The 16564-nt window shown below is 64.1% G+C and carries 14 protein-coding genes; 5 read left to right on the top strand and 9 right to left on the bottom strand.

Annotated elements, in window-relative coordinates; translation table 11 throughout:
* Window positions 1–15: 15 nt before the first annotated feature.
* Together P0Y58_19940 and aroQ are read right to left on the bottom strand one after the other, a co-directional pair.
* A complete protein-coding gene (locus P0Y58_19940; protein ID WEK29166.1) occupies window positions 16–864 on the bottom strand; it encodes a shikimate dehydrogenase in 849 nt (282 codons plus the stop codon).
* Window positions 861–1310, bottom strand: coding sequence for a type II 3-dehydroquinate dehydratase (gene aroQ / locus P0Y58_19935; protein WEK29165.1), 450 nt, complete (start codon window positions 1308–1310; stop codon window positions 861–863). Before aroQ ends, P0Y58_19940 begins: the two co-directional genes overlap by 4 nt.
* A 205-nt stretch (window positions 1311–1515) precedes the next feature.
* Here aroQ and P0Y58_19930 point away from each other — a divergent pair, with 205 nt between their 5' ends.
* Genes P0Y58_19930 through P0Y58_19920 form a run of 3 tightly spaced genes read left to right on the top strand, consistent with a single transcriptional unit; the run spans window position 1516 to window position 7139 of the window.
* Window positions 1516–2769: a TolC family protein gene (locus P0Y58_19930; protein ID WEK29164.1), complete on the top strand. Its 1254-nt coding sequence runs from the start codon at window positions 1516–1518 to the stop codon at window positions 2767–2769.
* Window positions 2762–3976, top strand: a complete 1215-nt coding sequence (locus P0Y58_19925) for an efflux RND transporter periplasmic adaptor subunit (protein ID WEK29163.1) — start codon at window positions 2762–2764, stop codon at window positions 3974–3976. The genes P0Y58_19930 and P0Y58_19925 overlap by 8 nt, the downstream gene beginning before the upstream one ends.
* Before the next feature lie 16 nt (window positions 3977–3992).
* Entirely contained in the window at window positions 3993–7139 is a 3147-nt protein-coding gene (locus P0Y58_19920) for a CusA/CzcA family heavy metal efflux RND transporter (GenBank protein WEK29162.1), read from the top strand.
* Between the two features lie 31 nt (window positions 7140–7170).
* Here the strand turns inward: P0Y58_19920 and P0Y58_19915 are convergent, their stop codons facing one another.
* The 7 genes from P0Y58_19915 to P0Y58_19885 all read right to left on the bottom strand — a co-directional run bounded on the left by P0Y58_19915 (window position 7171) and on the right by P0Y58_19885 (window position 15350).
* On the bottom strand, window positions 7171–8508 hold the full coding sequence (locus tag P0Y58_19915) for an MFS transporter (protein WEK29161.1): 1338 nt from the start codon (window positions 8506–8508) through the stop codon (window positions 7171–7173).
* Window positions 8509–8657: 149 nt separating this feature from the next.
* Window positions 8658–9416 carry a hypothetical protein gene (locus P0Y58_19910; GenBank protein WEK29160.1) on the bottom strand — a complete coding sequence of 253 codons (759 nt, stop codon included), beginning with the start codon at window positions 9414–9416 and terminating at the stop codon, window positions 8658–8660.
* A 178-nt stretch (window positions 9417–9594) separates the two neighbouring features.
* Window positions 9595–11745, bottom strand: a complete 2151-nt coding sequence (locus P0Y58_19905) for a TonB-dependent receptor (protein ID WEK29159.1) — start codon at window positions 11743–11745, stop codon at window positions 9595–9597.
* Between the two features lie 68 nt (window positions 11746–11813).
* Entirely contained in the window at window positions 11814–12224 is a 411-nt protein-coding gene (locus P0Y58_19900) for a DUF2946 family protein (GenBank protein ID WEK29158.1), read from the bottom strand.
* Between the two features lie 105 nt (window positions 12225–12329).
* Window positions 12330–13106 (bottom strand): ParA family protein, encoded by a 777-nt coding sequence (locus P0Y58_19895; GenBank protein ID WEK29157.1) that lies wholly within the window; start codon window positions 13104–13106, stop codon window positions 12330–12332.
* Between the two features lie 128 nt (window positions 13107–13234).
* Window positions 13235–14806, bottom strand: coding sequence for a sensor domain-containing diguanylate cyclase (locus P0Y58_19890; GenBank protein WEK29156.1), 1572 nt, complete (start codon window positions 14804–14806; stop codon window positions 13235–13237).
* Between the two features lie 64 nt (window positions 14807–14870).
* Window positions 14871–15350: a hypothetical protein gene (locus tag P0Y58_19885; GenBank protein WEK29155.1), complete on the bottom strand. Its 480-nt coding sequence runs from the start codon at window positions 15348–15350 to the stop codon at window positions 14871–14873.
* Window positions 15351–15481: 131 nt separating this feature from the next.
* Here P0Y58_19885 and P0Y58_19880 point away from each other — a divergent pair, with 131 nt between their 5' ends.
* Window positions 15482–15979 (top strand): GNAT family N-acetyltransferase, encoded by a 498-nt coding sequence (locus P0Y58_19880; protein WEK29154.1) that lies wholly within the window; start codon window positions 15482–15484, stop codon window positions 15977–15979.
* A 131-nt stretch (window positions 15980–16110) separates the two neighbouring features.
* Window positions 16111–16425 carry a hypothetical protein gene (locus P0Y58_19875; protein WEK29153.1) on the top strand — a complete coding sequence of 105 codons (315 nt, stop codon included), beginning with the start codon at window positions 16111–16113 and terminating at the stop codon, window positions 16423–16425.
* Window positions 16426–16564 lie beyond the last annotated feature (139 nt).

Genomic DNA, 16564 nt, shown 5'->3' with positions numbered 1-16564 from the left:
GCCAGCACCGATCAGTCAGGTGAAGCTAGCAAAATGCGCCTGCATCCGTGCAGCATCGGCCTGTCGCCCGCTGAACAGTTCGAACGCCTTTACCGCCTGGAACACCGCCATGTTGCTGCCATCCAGCGTGCGGCAACCCAGTGCCCGAGCCGCGCGCAGCAGTTCGGTCTCCAGCGGGAAGTAGATGATTTCCGCTACCCACAAGCGCGCATTCAGCAGTTCAACCGGCAACGGTGTGCCGGGCAGCTTGGCCATGCCCACCGGCGTGGTGTTGACCAGCCCGTCCGCCTCGGCCAGGGCCGTGGCCAGGTCGGTGCCAAGCACGGCGCGACCCGCGCCGAAATGGTCATTCAGGTTGTCTACCAGCACCTGCGCGCGGGCCGCATCCACTTCGAACAGCACCAGTCGCTCGACCCCTCCACCCAGCAGGGCGTGGGCCACGGCCGAACCGGCGCCACCGGCACCCATCTGCACCACCTGGCGCCGAGCCACATCGGGCAGGCCGCGGCGCAAGCCTTCGGCAAAGCCCAGGCAATCGGTGTTGTGGCCGACGCGCTTGCCGTCCTTGAGCACCACGGTATTCACCGCGCCGATGCCACGGGCTTCGTCCGACAGTTCGTCGAGCAGCGGCAGGATCGACTGCTTGAACGGGTAGGTGATGTTCAACCCGGTGAAGCCGGTGTGCTGCGCGGCGTCGAGCAGGCCGGGCAGGGCGCTGTCCTCCAGTTCCAGCTGGTCAGCATCAATCAGCCGGTACAGGTAGCGCAGGGCCTGGGCGTCACCTTCGTGTTCGTGCAGGGCAGGGGTACGCGACAGCTGGATGCCGCGGCCGATCAGGCCGGCCAGGATGGCGTGCTGGCTCATGCCGTGCGCTCCTGGAACATTTCGGCGAAGTGGCTGAGGGCCATGCGGTATCCGTGGCTGCCCAGTCCGCAGATCACGCCTACGGCGATGGACGATACGAATGACAGGTGGCGGAACGGCTCGCGCTTGTGCACGTTGGACAAGTGCACTTCGATGACCGGCAGTTCGCTGGCCACCAAGGCGTCGCGGATGGCCACCGAGGTGTGGGTCCAGGCGCCGGGGTTGATCACGATACCGGCGCAGCGGCTGCGGGCGGCGTGGATCCAGTCGATCAGTTCGCCTTCGTGGTTGGTTTGGCGGAATTCGAGTTCCAGACCATGGGCATGGGCAGTATCGGCACAGCTTTGGGCAAGGTCAGCAAGGGTTTCGTGGCCATACTGGGCAGGCTCGCGGGTACCCAGCATGTTCAGGTTAGGGCCGTTGAGCACAAGAATAAGGGGCTTCATGACGGGCATCACTTTGTTGTTGTTGGATACACCTAGTTTTGTACCGACTGGTTAGTTTAGTCAATCGGACTAAAACGCCGCACCGGGAAAGTGGGCGGTTATCGAACGGCCTGTAACCTTACAAAATTGTAATTTTCCCGCCACCGCCCCGATAAGCACGGCTTTCTACAGTCCTTCGCCTACACGCGTCGACGAGGACTTGTTCGTGCCCATCCCCCGCAAGATCGCCTTGCTCTGCCTGTTGCTGGCCAGTGCCACCGGCGCCCAGGCCAGTCAGAGCCTGAGCCTGCCCCAGGCGCTTGCCGCCGCCTTCGCCCAAAACCCGGAGCTGGCCGCTGCTGGCCGGGAAATCGGCATTGCCGACGGCGAGCGCCGCCAGGCCGGATTGATCCCCAACCCAGAACTCTCCTGGGAGGTCGAGGACACCCGCCGCGACACCAGCACCACCACCGTGACCCTCAGTCAGCCGCTGGAACTGGGCGGCAAGCGTGGCGCGCGTATTACGGTGGCCGGCACTGGCCAGGCCATTGCCCAGCTTGGCCTGGAGCGCCAGCGCAATGGCCTGCGTGCAGATGTGGTGCAGGCCTTTCACGCCGCCTTACGCGCCCAGACCGCGCTGGAACTTGCGCAGCAGTCGCAGGCTTTGACCGAACGGGGGCTGCGCGTGGTGCAGGGGCGGGTGACCGCTGGCCAGTCCTCGCCCGTGGAGGCCACCCGTGCCCAGGTGCAACTGGCCCAGGCGCAAGCAGAAGTGCGCCGCGCGCAGACCCAGCGCAGCGTGGCCTACCAGGCGCTGGCACAGCTGACCGGTAGCCCATTGGCAAGCTTCGACCAGTTGCTGGCCGCCAACCTCTCGCCTGGCGTCGCGCCCAGCGCCGATACCTTGCTCGACCAGCTCGAAAAAACGCCCGAATGGCGCCTGGCTGCTGCCCAGGTCGATCGCGGCGACGCGTCGTTGGGTGCAGAAAAGACCCAGCGTATTCCCAACCTCACCGTCAGCCTCGGTAGCCAGTACAGCCGCGAGGACCGCGAGCGGGTGAATGTGGTTGGCCTGTCCATGCCATTGCCGCTGTTCGACCGCAATCAGGGCAACGTGCTGGCGGCTGCACGCCGTGCCGATCAGGCGCGTGACCTGCGTAACGCCGTGGAGCTGCGCCTGCGCAGTGACACCCGCAGCGCCGTCAGCCAGTGGCACACGGCGATGCAGGAAGTGGACGCCTACGACCGCACCATCTTGCCTTCTGCGCAGCAGGCCGTGGACACCGCCACCCGTGGTTTCGAAATGGGCAAGTTCGCCTTCCTCGATGTCCTTGACGCCCAGCGCACGCTGATCGAGGCCCGCGGGCTGTACCTCGAGGCGCTGGCTGCGGCGACCGACGCGCGGGCGCAGGTCGAGCGGATTTATGGCGACCTCGATGACCTGAGCGCCCCATTCAACAGCAGGAGCAACAATGACTAACCCACGCAAGATAGCCCTACTGGTCGCCGTCATGGCCGCGCTTGGCCTGGGTGGCCTGGCCTGGACCGGCAATCTCGGCCAGGCGAGCAAGGCTGAAGCCGGCCACGACGATCACGGCGAAGACAGCCACGGCCATGGTGACGAGAAGGCCGCCGAAGGCCATGCAGAAGAAGGCCATGGTGATGAAGAAGGGCAGTTGCACCTGACTATCGCCCAGATCGAAGCTGCCGGCGTGCAGATCACTGCCGCTGGGCCCCGTGAACTGGGCACTGCCATCAGCTTCCCGGGTGAAATACGCTTTGACGAGGACCGCACCGCACATGTCGTCCCGCGCGTGCCGGGCGTGGTCGAAGCGGTGCAAGCCGAACTGGGCCAGGCGGTCAAGCGCGGCCAGGTACTGGCCGTGATCGCCAGCCAGCAGATTTCTGACCTGCGCAGCGAGCAGCAGGCTGCTCAGCGCCGCCTGGAGCTGGCGCGCCTGACCTTTCAGCGCGAACAGCAGCTATGGCAGGAACGCATCAGCGCCGAGCAGGATTACCTGCAGGCGCGCCAGGCACTGCAGGAGGCAGAGATCGCCTTGGCCAACGCCCGGCAGAAGGTCGCCGCCGTGGGCCCGGCCGGCGCTGGCAACCGCTATGAACTGCGCGCGCCGTTCGATGCGGTAGTGGTGGAAAAGCACCTGAGCGTGGGCGAAGTAGTCGGCGAGACCAGCAACGCTTTTACCTTGTCTGACCTGAGCCGGGTCTGGGCCACCTTTGCCGTGGCCCCGCGTGACCTGGACAAGGTGGTGACCGGCCGCCATGTCACAGTCAGCGCACCCGACCTGGGCGCCCAGGTCGAGGGCAAGGTCAACTACGTCGGCAGCCTGCTTGGCGAGCAGAACCGCGCCGCCACGGTCCGCGCCACCCTGGCCAACCCTGACGGCGCCTGGCGCCCCGGGTTGTTCGTCAATATCGCGGTCAGCGTCGAGCGCTTCAATGCCGCTGTGGTGGTACCGGAAAGTGCCCTGCAAACCTGGGAAGAACAGACCGTTGTATTTGCCCGTACCGAGGAAGGCTTCGAGGCCCGCCCGGTAAAAGCCGGCCGCCGCGACGCCGGCCAGGTGGAAATCACCAGCGGCCTGGCGGCCGGTACCCAGGTGGCCGCCACCGGCAGCTTTGTCCTCAAGTCGGAGCTGGGCAAAGGCTCGGCCGCGCATAGTCATTGATCACGGGGTCACCTGCATGTTCGAACGCCTGATCCAATTCGCCATCGAGCAGCGCCTGGTGGTGATGCTGGCCGTGGTCCTGATGGCCGCGGTGGGTATCCACAGCTACCAGAAACTGCCGATCGACGCTGTACCGGACATCACCAACGTCCAGGTGCAGATCAACACCGCCGCGCCCGGCTACTCGCCGCTGGAGACCGAGCAACGCATCACCTTCGCCATCGAAACGGCCATGGCCGGCCTGCCCGGGCTGAAACAGACCCGCTCGCTGTCGCGCTCGGGCCTGTCGCAGGTCACAGTGATTTTCGATGACGGCACCGACCTGTTCTTCGCCCGCCAGCTGGTCAACGAGCGCCTGCAAGTAGCCCGCGAGCAATTGCCCGAGGGGATAGACGCGGGCATGGGCCCGATCTCCACCGGGCTGGGCGAAATCTTCCTGTGGACCGTGGAGGCCGAGCAGGGCGCACTCAAGGAGGATGGTACCGCGTACACCCCGACCGACCTGCGGGTAATCCAGGACTGGATCATCAAGCCGCAGCTGCGCAACGTACCGGGGGTGGCCGAAGTGAACAGCATCGGCGGCCATGCCAAGCAGTACCTGATTGCACCGGAGCCCAAGCGGCTGGCGGCCTACAAGCTGACCCTCAACGACCTGATCGCGGCCCTGGAACGTAACAATGCCAACGTGGGTGCCGGTTACATCGAGCGCAATGGCGAGCAGTTGCTGATTCGCGCGCCGGGCCAGGTGGCCTCGGCCGAAGACATCGCCAATATCGTCATTTCCAGCGTCGATGGCACGCCTATCCGCGTCAGCCATGTTGCCGAGGTTGGCCTGGGCGAAGAACTGCGCTCGGGCGCGGCCACCGAGAATGGCCGGGAAGTGGTGCTGGGCACGGTGTTCATGCTGATTGGCGAGAACAGCCGCACGGTGTCTCAGGCGGTTGCCGCCAAACTGGTCGAGATCAACCGTAACCTGCCCAAAGGCGTGGTGGCGGTGACCGTGTACGACCGCACCAACCTGGTGGAAAAAGCCATTGCCACGGTGAAGAAGAACCTCATCGAAGGGGCCATTTTGGTCATCGCCGTGCTGTTCCTGTTCCTGGGCAACATCCGTGCTGCTCTGATCACCGCCATGGTCATCCCGCTGTCGATGCTGTTCACCTTCACCGGCATGTTCAGCAACAAGGTCAGCGCCAACCTCATGAGCCTGGGGGCACTGGACTTCGGCATCATCGTCGACGGCGCGGTGGTGATCGTGGAAAACGCCATTCGCCGCCTGGCCCATGCCCAGCAGCGCCATGGCCGCATGCTGACCCGCAGCGAGCGCTTCCATGAAGTGTTCGCCGCCGCCCGCGAGGCGCGCCGGCCGCTTATCTACGGGCAGTTGATCATCATGGTGGTGTACCTGCCGATCTTTGCCCTGACCGGGGTCGAGGGCAAGATGTTCCACCCCATGGCCTTTACCGTGGTCATCGCCCTGCTCGGCGCCATGGTGCTTTCGGTCACGTTCGTGCCGGCTGCCATCGCCCTGTTCGTCACCGGCAAGGTCAAGGAAGAGGAAGGCCTGGTGATGCGCACGGCGCGCCAGCGCTATGCGCCGGTGCTGGCCTGGGTGCTGGGCCGACGCAAGCTGGCGTTTGCCGCTGCCGCCACGCTGGTGGTGCTGTCCGGGGTAATGGCCAGTCGCATGGGCAGCGAATTCATCCCTAGCCTAAGCGAGGGCGACTTTGCCTTGCAGGCCCTGCGCGTGCCGGGTACCAGCTTGTCGCAGTCGGTCGACATGCAACAGCGCCTGGAGCAGGCGATCATCGCCCAGGTGCCGGAAGTGGAGCGGGTGTTCGCCCGAACCGGCACCGCCGAGATTGCCTCCGACCCGATGCCGCCGAACATTTCCGATGCTTATGTGATGTTGCGCCCGCATGAGCAATGGGCGGACCCAGGCAAGCCGCGTGACGAACTGATCGCCGAGGTACAACGCGCTGCCGCCAGCGTACCGGGCAGCAACTACGAGCTGTCGCAGCCGATTCAGTTGCGGTTCAACGAGCTGATTTCCGGGGTGCGCAGTGATGTGGCGGTCAAGCTGTTCGGTGATGACATGGACGTGCTCAACCGCACCGCTGCGCAGATCGCCAGCAGCCTGCAGGGTGTAGCGGGTGCCTCCGAGGTGAAGGTCGAGCAGACCACCGGCTTGCCGGTGCTGACGATCGACATCGACCGCGACAAGGCGGCCCGCCATGGCCTGAACGTGGGCGACGTGCAGGACGCCATCGCGATTGCCGTGGGAGGCCGTACCGCAGGCACGCTGTATGAAGGCGACCGGCGCTTCGACATGGTGGTACGCCTGCCCGAAACCTTGCGCACGGATGTGGACGGGCTTTCCAGCCTGTTGATTCCGGTACCGGCCAGTACCGCAGCGGGGGCTGCGCAAATCGGCTTCATCCCGCTGTCCCAGGTGGCCACATTGAACCTGCAACTGGGGCCTAATCAGGTCAGCCGGGAGGATGGCAAACGGGTGGTGGTGGTCAGTGCCAACGTACGCGGGCGTGACCTGGGCTCGTTCGTGGAAGATGCCGAACAGGCCCTGATCAGCCAGGTGCAGATTCCGCCGGGTTACTGGACGCGCTGGGGTGGCCAGTTCGAACAGTTGCAGTCGGCAACCGAGCGCCTGCAGGTGGTGGTACCGGTGGCCTTGCTGCTGGTCATGGCACTGTTGCTGATGATGTTCAACAACCTCAGGGATGGCCTGCTGGTGTTCACCGGTATCCCGTTTGCGCTGACCGGCGGAGTGCTGGCGCTGTGGTTGCGGGATATTCCGTTGTCCATTTCTGCGGGCGTGGGGTTCATTGCCCTGTCGGGGGTGGCGGTGCTCAACGGGTTGGTGATGATCGCCTTTATCCGCAGTCTGCGCGAAGAAGGGCGCCCGTTGCGGGTGGCAGTGGAAGAGGGGGCGCTGACGCGCTTGAGGCCGGTGCTGATGACTGCGCTGGTGGCTTCGCTCGGGTTTATTCCGATGGCCCTGGCCACAGGGACCGGGGCTGAGGTGCAGCGGCCGCTGGCGACTGTGGTGATTGGCGGGATTCTGTCTTCTACCGCGCTGACGTTGCTGGTGTTGCCGGCGTTGTACGAGTGGGCATATCGGCGCGAAGAGGCGCAGGAGGGCTGACATTCTGGGGCCGCACAGCGGCCCCAAGATTTCAGATACTGCGACGAACCCCAGGGTGTACACCGTCCGACCCTACCTCATCATGCAACGAAATCCGCGACGTCTCCGGCAACGCCAACCCGCCCACCAGCGCCACCAGCGCAATCACCACCAGGTAAAACGCCGGTGCCAGGCTGCTGCCGGTCTGCCCGATCAACCAGGTCGCCACCAGCGGTGCGGTACCGCCAAATAGCGTATAGGCCACGTTGTAGGTAATCGCCGACGCGGTATAGCGGGTGCGGGTAGGGAAGCTCTCCGACAGTAACGCCGCAGTCACCACGCCACTGCACAAGGCCCCCACCGCCAGCAGGATCACCCCCAGCAGTGCGCCGGACATCGAGCCCGAACTGGCCAGCCAGTACGCCGGAAACACGCACAGCATCACCCACAGGCAGGTAAAGCCAATGGTCTTGCGCCGCCCCACCCGGTCCGAGAACGCCCCGGCCAGCGGGCAGCCGACGGCGGCGAACAGCAGCGCCACGGTGGTCACCAGCAGCGACTGCGCTCGGGTCAGGTTGCCCACCAGTTGCAGGTACGTGGCGAAGTAGGTGGTGAACATGTAGAACGACAGGGCGGTCAGCGAGATGAAGGCCCCCAGGTTGCGAATGACCCGGCCATGGTTGCGCAGGGTGTCTTTGAGCGGCGAATGCTCATGCTCCTTGCCCTGTGCGACGGCCTCCCGGAATGCCGGAGTTTCTTCCATGCGCCAGCGCAGATACAGGCCGACCAGCCCCAGTGGTGCGGCGATCAGGAACGGAACCCGCCAGCCCCAGGCATTCATCGCCTCTGCCGACAGGCTCGCTTCCAGCCCATAGGCGATGACTGCGGCGCAGGCGAAGGCGGAGAAGGTGGAGACCGGCACGAAGCTGCCGTAGAAAGCACGCCTGTCGTTGGGCGCGTGTTCCATCAGGTAGGCACAGGCGCCCGCGTACTCGCCCCCGGCAGAAAAGCCCTGCAGGCAGCGCGCCAGGGTCAGCAGTACGGGGGCGGCCAGGCCGATGCTGGCGTAGGTCGGCAGCAGGCCGATCAGAGTGGTGGAGCCCGCCATCAAGAGAATGGTCAGTGACAAGATGCGTTTGCGCCCCAGGCGGTCGCCAAGCGCGCCGAACACGATCCCGCCCAGCGGGCGAAGGGCAAAGGCCACGGCAAACACCGCGAACGTCTTGAGCAAAGCCACGCTGGCGTCTTCGCTGGCAAAGAACTGGCTGGCGATCAGCGTGGCGAGAAAGCCATACACGGCGAAGTCGAACCACTCGACGAAATTGCCGATGGCCGAGGCGGCGATCACCCTGCGCAGGGTGGCGGGGGATACCTCATGAGGTGCGGACATGCTAGTGCTCCGGTTCCATTGGCAGCCATGATGAAAGTGGCGCGGTCGGGCCGCGCCATCATTGTTGTGCTTGCCAGTAGATAACCGGGCGCTGCAAGGCGCTTTGTCGAGGGCGACCTCGGGATACCTGATTCAACCGCTGTTGCGGTTTACAGCCGCCCTACCTTCCAGGGGGCATACTCCAGTTCACTGTAACCCTTGGCCTGGCCGTGCTCGTCGGCGCTGAAGCCCGGTAGCGTGCTCAGGTCAAGCGCCATGCAGCGGCTGTTGACTTCGGCCTGCAGCTTGCCATCGAGACGGAAGTCATCCGGCCGGTTCGGGTGGGGATAGATTTGTACCAGGCAGCCCTGAACCTTGCCCTGCGCATTCGCCTCGTAGTAGAGCGAGGCCCTGCCGATACTGTCTACCGGCTGGTCGCGGAACAGGTGCTGCCAGAAAAATTCACGCTGAGCATTGGCCTGGCCCCGTGGGGTATCCAGCGTCTGGGCGGCAGCGGGCAGAACCACGAACAGCGGGGCACGTACTTCCACCGTGCCGTCCTTTTCGCGCAGCGACTCGGGCGATACAGGGTAGATGGTCTTCCAGCACTGCGCCTCGACCATGCTGGCCAACGCCTTGAAGTCCGAGCGGACCTGTTCGGCAGGCAGCATCATTTCGTATTTCATGGGCGCCTTGCTGGCTTTGCAACTGATGGGCGCAGAGTGTTGGTCGAGTTTGACATCCAGCATGACCACACCGACCTGCTTGCCTGTGTCTGCTGTCGCTATACCCAGCTTCAGTACTTGTTGCATGTCGCTGACGAATGTCTTGAGCGCCTGCTTGTCCGCCTCGGCGGCAGGTCGGCTCTGGCAACCTGCCAAGGCGATGAGGGCGGCGGCCATGATTGCCGGAGACAACGATCTGAACACGGAAACATCCTTGATGTGGTGGAGCCGGCCTACATGCCGGCGTTGTTGAGAACCAATATTATCACTCAAACTGGCCGACGCTTTTGTGTAGTTGCTGTGGAGAATCGGTGGAGCCTGAAACCTGCAAGGTACCTGTGGGAGCGGGCGTGCCCGCCCCCACAGTAGACCGAGTTTGCGGTCAGAAGCGCATGTCCAGCGCCAGCTCGAAGGTGCGTGGCGGCCCCATGTAGTACTGGCTGTTGTAGGCCTGCTTGGCATACACCTCATCGGTCAGGTTGCGCACCCGCCCGGTCAGCGTGGTGTGCTCATCCAGCCGGTAACGGGCGAACGCGCCGAACAGGTTGTAGGCCGGGGCCTTGAGGCTGTTGGCGTTGTCGGCGTATACCGAGCCTACGTAGCGCCCGTCGGCCCCTACCGACCATGCCGGCGACAGGCTGTAGGTCAGCCACAGGTTGGCGACATTGGCCGGTACGTTGGTTGGCGCATTACCCTTGCGCGAAACCGACTGGCCATTGACCGCCTCGTTGAACTCATCGTACTGCGCATCGACGTAGGCATAGTTGGCTTCGGCCAGCAGTTTCGGCGTGACTTGCAGGCGCCCGGACAGTTCTACCCCGCGTGAGGTCTGCTGCCCGGCCTGCACGGTGAGGTTGGCGTCGTTCGAGTCGCGCACGGCAAAGTCCTTGCGCACGATCTGGTAAACCGCCAGCGTGGCGGCACCTCGGCCGTCGAGGAAATCGAACTTGCTGCCCACTTCCCACTGCTCCCCCTTGGACAGGTCGAACAGCCCGACATTGGAATAGGTCGCTGCCGCCAGCGAGCCGGCGGGCAGGTCGGCGGAGCTGCTGTACTGCGCATACACGCTAGCCGAAGGCGTCAGCGCATAGGTCAGCCCAATGCGCCCGGACAGCGGTTCCCAGCGCCGTTCGAAATAGGCCGGCGAGGTTGGCGTGACGGCGCCGTAGTTGGTGACTTCCATGTCCAGATAGTCGTAGCGCAGGGCGGTCAGCAGGGCCAGGCGCTCGGTCAGTTGCAGGCGGTTTTCGGCAAACACTGCGCGGTTGATGACCTCGTGGCGGCGTTGCTTGGTCACCCCAGCATTCACCCCGGGGATGTCATCGAAGCTGCCGGGGTCGAAGTGATCGGCATCGACCACGTCGGTCCAGCTGCCGGAGGTGGGGTAGAGCGTCTGGCGCATGCGTGAATATTCCAGCCCCACCGACCACTGACTGGCCAGGCCGAGCAGTTGGTTGTCGTGGCGCAGTTCGACGCGGTCACCCAGCAGGTTCTGATCGTGGCGCTGCAGGTAGGGGCTGCTGCGCTGCACTTTGCCATCGCTGGTGTAGGCGTAGCGTTCAAGGTTGCGGTAGTCGCGCTGGGCGTTGTAGTGGTACAGCGTGTTCTGCACGCTGGTGCTGTCGCTGATCTGGTAGTCGAGGATCGACCGCAGCCAGCGCACCCGCTGTTCATAGCGGCCATCGCCGACGTTGTAGTTTTCGAAGCGGCGGCTGTTGTCGATCTTCATCGTGCTGCGCCCGGGCAGGATCGGCGACCCCCAGTACGGGCTGTCTTCGCGATCTTCCTGGTACTCCAGCGCCAGCGTGTGGGTGAGGTTGGGTGCCAGGTCGCTGAGCAGCGAAAAGGCTAGGCTGTCGGTATGCCGTTCGTTGCGATCGACGTAGCCGTTACCATGCCCACGGCTGAAGTCCAGGCGCATGAAATGGCGGGCATCGGCGGGGTTGCTGGCCAGTGCCTGGTTAATGCCGAATGCCACCTCGCTGTCGTCGAAGCTGCCATAGCGGATACGCCCGTCAATTGTCTGCTGGTCGCGGCTGGCAAGTTTGGTGATGTAGTTGATCGAGCCGCCCACTGCGCCGGCGCCATGCAGGAACGAAGACGGCCCGCCAATCAGCTCGACACGGTCCAGTACCCAGGCGTCCACTGGCCGGGTGGCGCTGCTGTAGCCCAGGTTGATGCCGTTGTACAACTGGGTGACCTGGTTCTGGGTGAAGCCACGGTAGGCGACGAAGCCGCCAAAGCCCGGGTTGGCCGAGGCGTTGACGCCGGTCATGGCGTTGACCACGTCCTGGCTGTCCTTGGCGCCGCGTTCTTCGATCAGGCGGCGGTCCGAGACGCTGACCGAGGCGGGCGTTTCCCGCGCGGTCAGGCCAAGGCGCGAACCGGTGCGGATCGGCTCGTCCAGCTGCACGCCGCTGGCGGCGTCGCGTTCGCCGTCGATAGTGGTGGCGCCGAGTTCTACAGGGGTGGTTTCAGCGCAGGCAAAGCTGCAGGTGCCCATCAGGAGCACCAGGGAGGTTTTGCGAAGCATGTTTGTGTGTCTTCCACGCAAAGGTCATGGCTGACGGCGAACGCGCGCACAGGCGCGCCCGGCTGAGGTCAGGCGAAATGAAGTACGGCTGCGGGGAAGGCGGCGGGGGAGGCGCGGGGGTTGAGGGCGGGGCGTTGGTAGCGCGGCGGCGGTTGTGCCCAGCTGCGCACGACGATGGGCGAGGTGGCCACGGCTTGTGCCGGGGTGAATGACCAGCCGCCGCTGCTGAGCGGTACGGCCAGGCCAAACGAGGAGCACACCGGGCAGTCGAGCTGGGCCATGTGCTGGTCACCGCCAGCGCCGTCCAGGTCGATGGCCACGCCGTGTTCGCTGTTGACCGAGCAGAAACCACCTTCCAGGCCGGCCAGGCGCAGGCCGCCCATCTGGCCGTGGTGCAGGCCGCACAGCAACAGGCTGAACAGGACGCTGGCATAGAGCGCCCAGGCAGTCAGCGTGCGAGTGTGCCGGGTGGTTTTCATGGCGGCGAATCTACCACCCTGACGAACGGTCGGGTAGTGCTTTTACTTCGGGATTTTGGGGCGGCCTTGCGTCGCGAAAGGGGCGCAGAGCGCCCCCAGGGTCTGTCAGGCCGCGCGCTCAAGCAGGTCAAGCAAATCGACAAACTCCATCGCCAACTTGTGCCGTGGTGCCAGGTGCACCAACGGCACTGACGCCTGGTGCGATTCACGCATCTTGATCGAACTGCTCAGGTAAACCGGCAGTACGGGCATGCCTTCGCTGCGCAACTGGTCGACCAGAGTCTGGTGCAGGGCGGTGCGCCCGGCGAACTGGTTGACCACCACCCCTTCCACCTGCAGCGCCGGGTTGTGGTCCTGGCGCAGCTCCTCGACCTCGGCCATGACACTGTGCAGGGCCTGGCGCGAGAAACTGTCGCAGTCGAACGGGATCAGCAGGCGCTCTGCCGCCACCAGCGCGCTGAAGGTGTAGAAATTCAGCGCTGGTGGGGTGTCGATGTAGATTCGCTCGTAGTCTTCGCCCAGCTCCACCAGCAGCTTGCGCAGTTTGTTGATCTTGAACTTGCTCTCCAGCTTGCTTTGCAGGTCGCTGAGGTCGGGGCTGGCGGTGACCAGGTGCAGGTTGCTGTAGCGGGTTTCGGTGATCGCCACCCGGTGCTTCTTGCCGGCGGCATTAACCGGTGACAGGGTCTGGCGGAAGAAGTCGGCGATGCCGGCGGGAATGGCGTCGTTGACCAGACCGGTCAGGTAGTAGGTGGCATTGGCCTGCGGGTCGAGGTCGACCAGCAAGGTCCGGTAACCCTCGGCGGCACTGGCAGCGGCGAGGTTGCAGGCGATGCTGGACTTGCCCACACCACCTTTCTGATTGAAAACCACACGACGCATGAGACGCTCATCCATGAAATGAAAATGTCAGGTTGGGGTCAATCCTATGACCGGAACACGACAGTTTTATGACAAGGATTGTTACAACAATCATTTTCATCGTTGGCTGTACCTGCGAAGCGGCCGGTTCAGGCAATGGCTACCCGATTACGTCCTTCCTGCTTGGCCTGGTAAAGCGCCCGGTCAGCCTCGCTCAAGGCTGCCATCGGTTCGCTGTCAGCGCTGCCATCCCAGCATGCCACCCCCAGCGAAACAGTGACCGCGCCCACCGGCTGCACGGGCGTATCCTGCACCGTCATCCGCAGCCGCTCGGCCACCACTGCAGCCACGTCCAGGCTGGCCCCCGGCAGCAGCATCAGAAATTCCTCGCCGCCGGTGCGGCACAGCAGGTCGCCCTCGCGGCAGCAGCGGCGCATCAACTCCGCCAGCTGGCGCAGCACCTGGTCGCCCACCTCGTGCCCATGGTTGTCATTGACCCGTTTGAAATGGTCGATGTCCAGCACGATAGCTGCAAAACCCCGGCCTTCGGCCCCCAGCAATGACAGGCTGAACGCCAGGCTGCGGCGGTTGCCCAGGCCGGTCAGCGGATCGGTCTGTGCGTCGCGGTTGAGCCGGCCGATGCGCTCCTGCAACAGGTTCAGCCCGATCAGCAGAGCACGCTTGAGTTCGGCCGCCTCGAAGTACCAGGCTCGCACGCGATGCAAGCGCTCGGCGGTGCCTGCACGGTCCATCGAGCGGGCGCCGGCAGCCAGTTGCCACAACGGCCGCGCAATGATCATGGCCAGCCACCACAGCAGCAGGCAGCCCACCAGCGCAAAGGGTGCAGAGGTGCCCACCACGTTCAGGATCAGGTGGCTAAGTGGCGTCACCGTCTGCGCCAGCGGCTGCTGCGCTACCACGCCCCAACCGGCGCTGGGTACGGTGGCGAACCCAGCGAGCATTTCCACGCCGAGGCTGTTGGTGATTTGCCGCGTGCCGCTGTCCAGTGTCGCCAACTGGTCGATCAGCGCGTTGCCTTCCACCACTGTGCCTACCCGTTCGCTATTAGGGTGGTATAGCAGGCGGCGGTTGCGGTCGACCACATACAGGTACGACCCGTCCTTGTAGAAGTGCTCGCCCAGCAGGCTGTTGAGGATGTTGCGTTCACGCAGGTACAGGCTGCCACCGACATACCCCAGATAGCGACCGTTGCTGTCGAAAATGGGTTGCGACAGCGCCACCACCAGGTTGTCGGCCGCCGAAAGATAGGGCGTGGAAACAAGCGGGCGGCGTTCGTGCAGGGCTTCCTGTGCGCCGGGCGAATGTACGAGGGTGCCGACCAGGTGCCGTAGCGGGGCGGGGGATACTGCCAGCAGCACGCCGTTGGCATCCATCACGAAGGTGGAGTTGAAAGCCATGCTCTGGCGCAGTACACGGTCGGTCTCCATCTGCAGCGCAGCGGCATCGCTTAGCTGCCTGCCTTGTACGCCGGCGCTGAAATTCAACTGCTGCTGGGCGTTGCCGATGAAGGTTTCGGTAATGCTGGCCAGCTTCATCGCATACACCCGGTTGGCCTCCAGGGCGTGGTCGATCAGCAGCTGGCGCTGCACCCGGTAGCTGGCGAAATAGCTGGCGCACAGCATGACCAGGGCGGTGAGGGCGCAGAGCACCAGAATGAGTGTACGTAGATCCAGGCGCAATCCGTGCTTGGCGTGTGGCAATCCTGACCTCGGGTGACTGAAAGTAGCGCTGATTTTTTGCGCCAGGGGGAGTGGGGAACCGCGTTCAGGAACCGGCTCTGTCCAGCGCATTCAACTCGTCTTCCACTTGCTGCATACGTCGCTCGACCAGCGCCTGCACCTTGACGTCGCGGGCGGTCTCGCGCATCAGGCCGGTGAGCTTTTCGCTCAGGCGCTTGCCCGCTTCGGTGTCTTCCAGTGCTTTGGCCTTGGCCGGGTCCTGGGTGGCAGCAACGATGGTGGCGAACTCGGCGTCGCTGAAGTTCTTTTCGCTGTACAGCCGGAACAGGTCCTGGCGCTGGTCCTCGACCGTCAAGTACTTGCGCAGTACCTCCTGGATGGTCGCTTGCGACAGCTGCGGGTGAGTGCGGCCCAGTAGCGCGGCCATGCGCTCTATATTGTGGGTATAGGCTTCCTGCAGCGGTAGCTGAGCGAGGATCTGATCTTCACGAGAGGGCTTCTGGTCGCAGGCGGCGAGGGCGGCAGTCAGCAGCAGGGGCAACAGCAACTTCTGGAAGCGGGGCATGGCGTGGCCTGGTCGGGCAGTGAAGACTGCCGATTATACCGATGAAGGCCTGGCCACGACGAGCTTTGTGATTTGCCTTGGGCGGCGCACTGGGGTAGAACCTTGCCCCTCCAACCACTGCCAACAGCCCCATGCCGAACTGGACCCTGCAACCTGTGGCGCGTGTCGCCATTGCCGAAGTCGTGGCGTTTGTCGATAACGCACGCCGCGAGCTGTTCCCGATGCTTGCCAAGGCGCCATTGCCGTACGACCTTGCGCATTTTGCCGAGACCTACCTGGACGGCGCTGGGTGCTTTCTTGAGGCCCGTGATGCCGGGCGGCTGGTTGCGGTGATCGGCTACCTGCCTTATGACCACCGCTTTGCCCAGCTGGATTATCACGCTGAGCGGGTAGTCGAAGTGGTACGCCTGTTCGTGCTGCCGGCCTACCGCAGGCATGGCCTGGCTGCTGCGTTGTTCGATGCATTGCGCGAGCGGGCGGAGCAGGCAGGTATCGGCTGCCTGTACCTGCATACGCATCCGTTTCTGCCGGGTGCGATTGCGTTCTGGGAGCGGCAAGGGTTTGCGGTGGTGAATGTAGAGCAAGACCCGGTCTGGCAGACCACGCACATGCACCTGCGATTGCCCTGACCTGTGGGAAAGCGCCTACAGCGGCACTTTGGGCGTGATCGACGCGTTCATTTCAAAACCGGCCCGGCTGGCTTACCTTCCCCTGTGCACGGCTTGTTCACTGCACCAGAGGGAGACTCACGATGCCACACATGGCCCTGTACAAACTCAAACTGCTGGACGAATTTGAAGACCGCATCGACTTGTGGACCTTTGCCGATTTTGAAAACAGGCTGATAGAACTGTGGCGTGGGGCGACCGACCATGACGCCAAGGGCATCATCATTGCGGCGCACAAGGAACGCCGTTGGCCGAGGGTGGTGAAGCGGTACTTGCTGACCAATTACAAGGTGTTTGGCAATGTCAGTTCAGAGCTGGAACGGACATTTGCCCAAGTCGTGACGGCGATGAGTGCGCACGAGCGAATGGAGTGGGGGCTGCTGCCTGCCGGTAGCCCGGTTGTCTGATGGATCCTGGGGCCGCTTTGCGGCCCTTTCGCGACACAAGGCCGCTCCTACAAGGGCCGCGCAGTCCAGGCCTTTCGCGATCCCTGTAGGAGCGGCCTTGCGTCGCGATGGGCTGCGCAGCAGCCCCAATCCAGGCGAC

This window comes from Candidatus Pseudomonas phytovorans, assembly GCA_029202525.1.
GTDB classification, from domain to species: Bacteria; Pseudomonadota; Gammaproteobacteria; order Pseudomonadales; family Pseudomonadaceae; genus Aquipseudomonas; species Aquipseudomonas phytovorans.
This window is presented reverse-complemented; position numbering and strand designations above follow the sequence as displayed.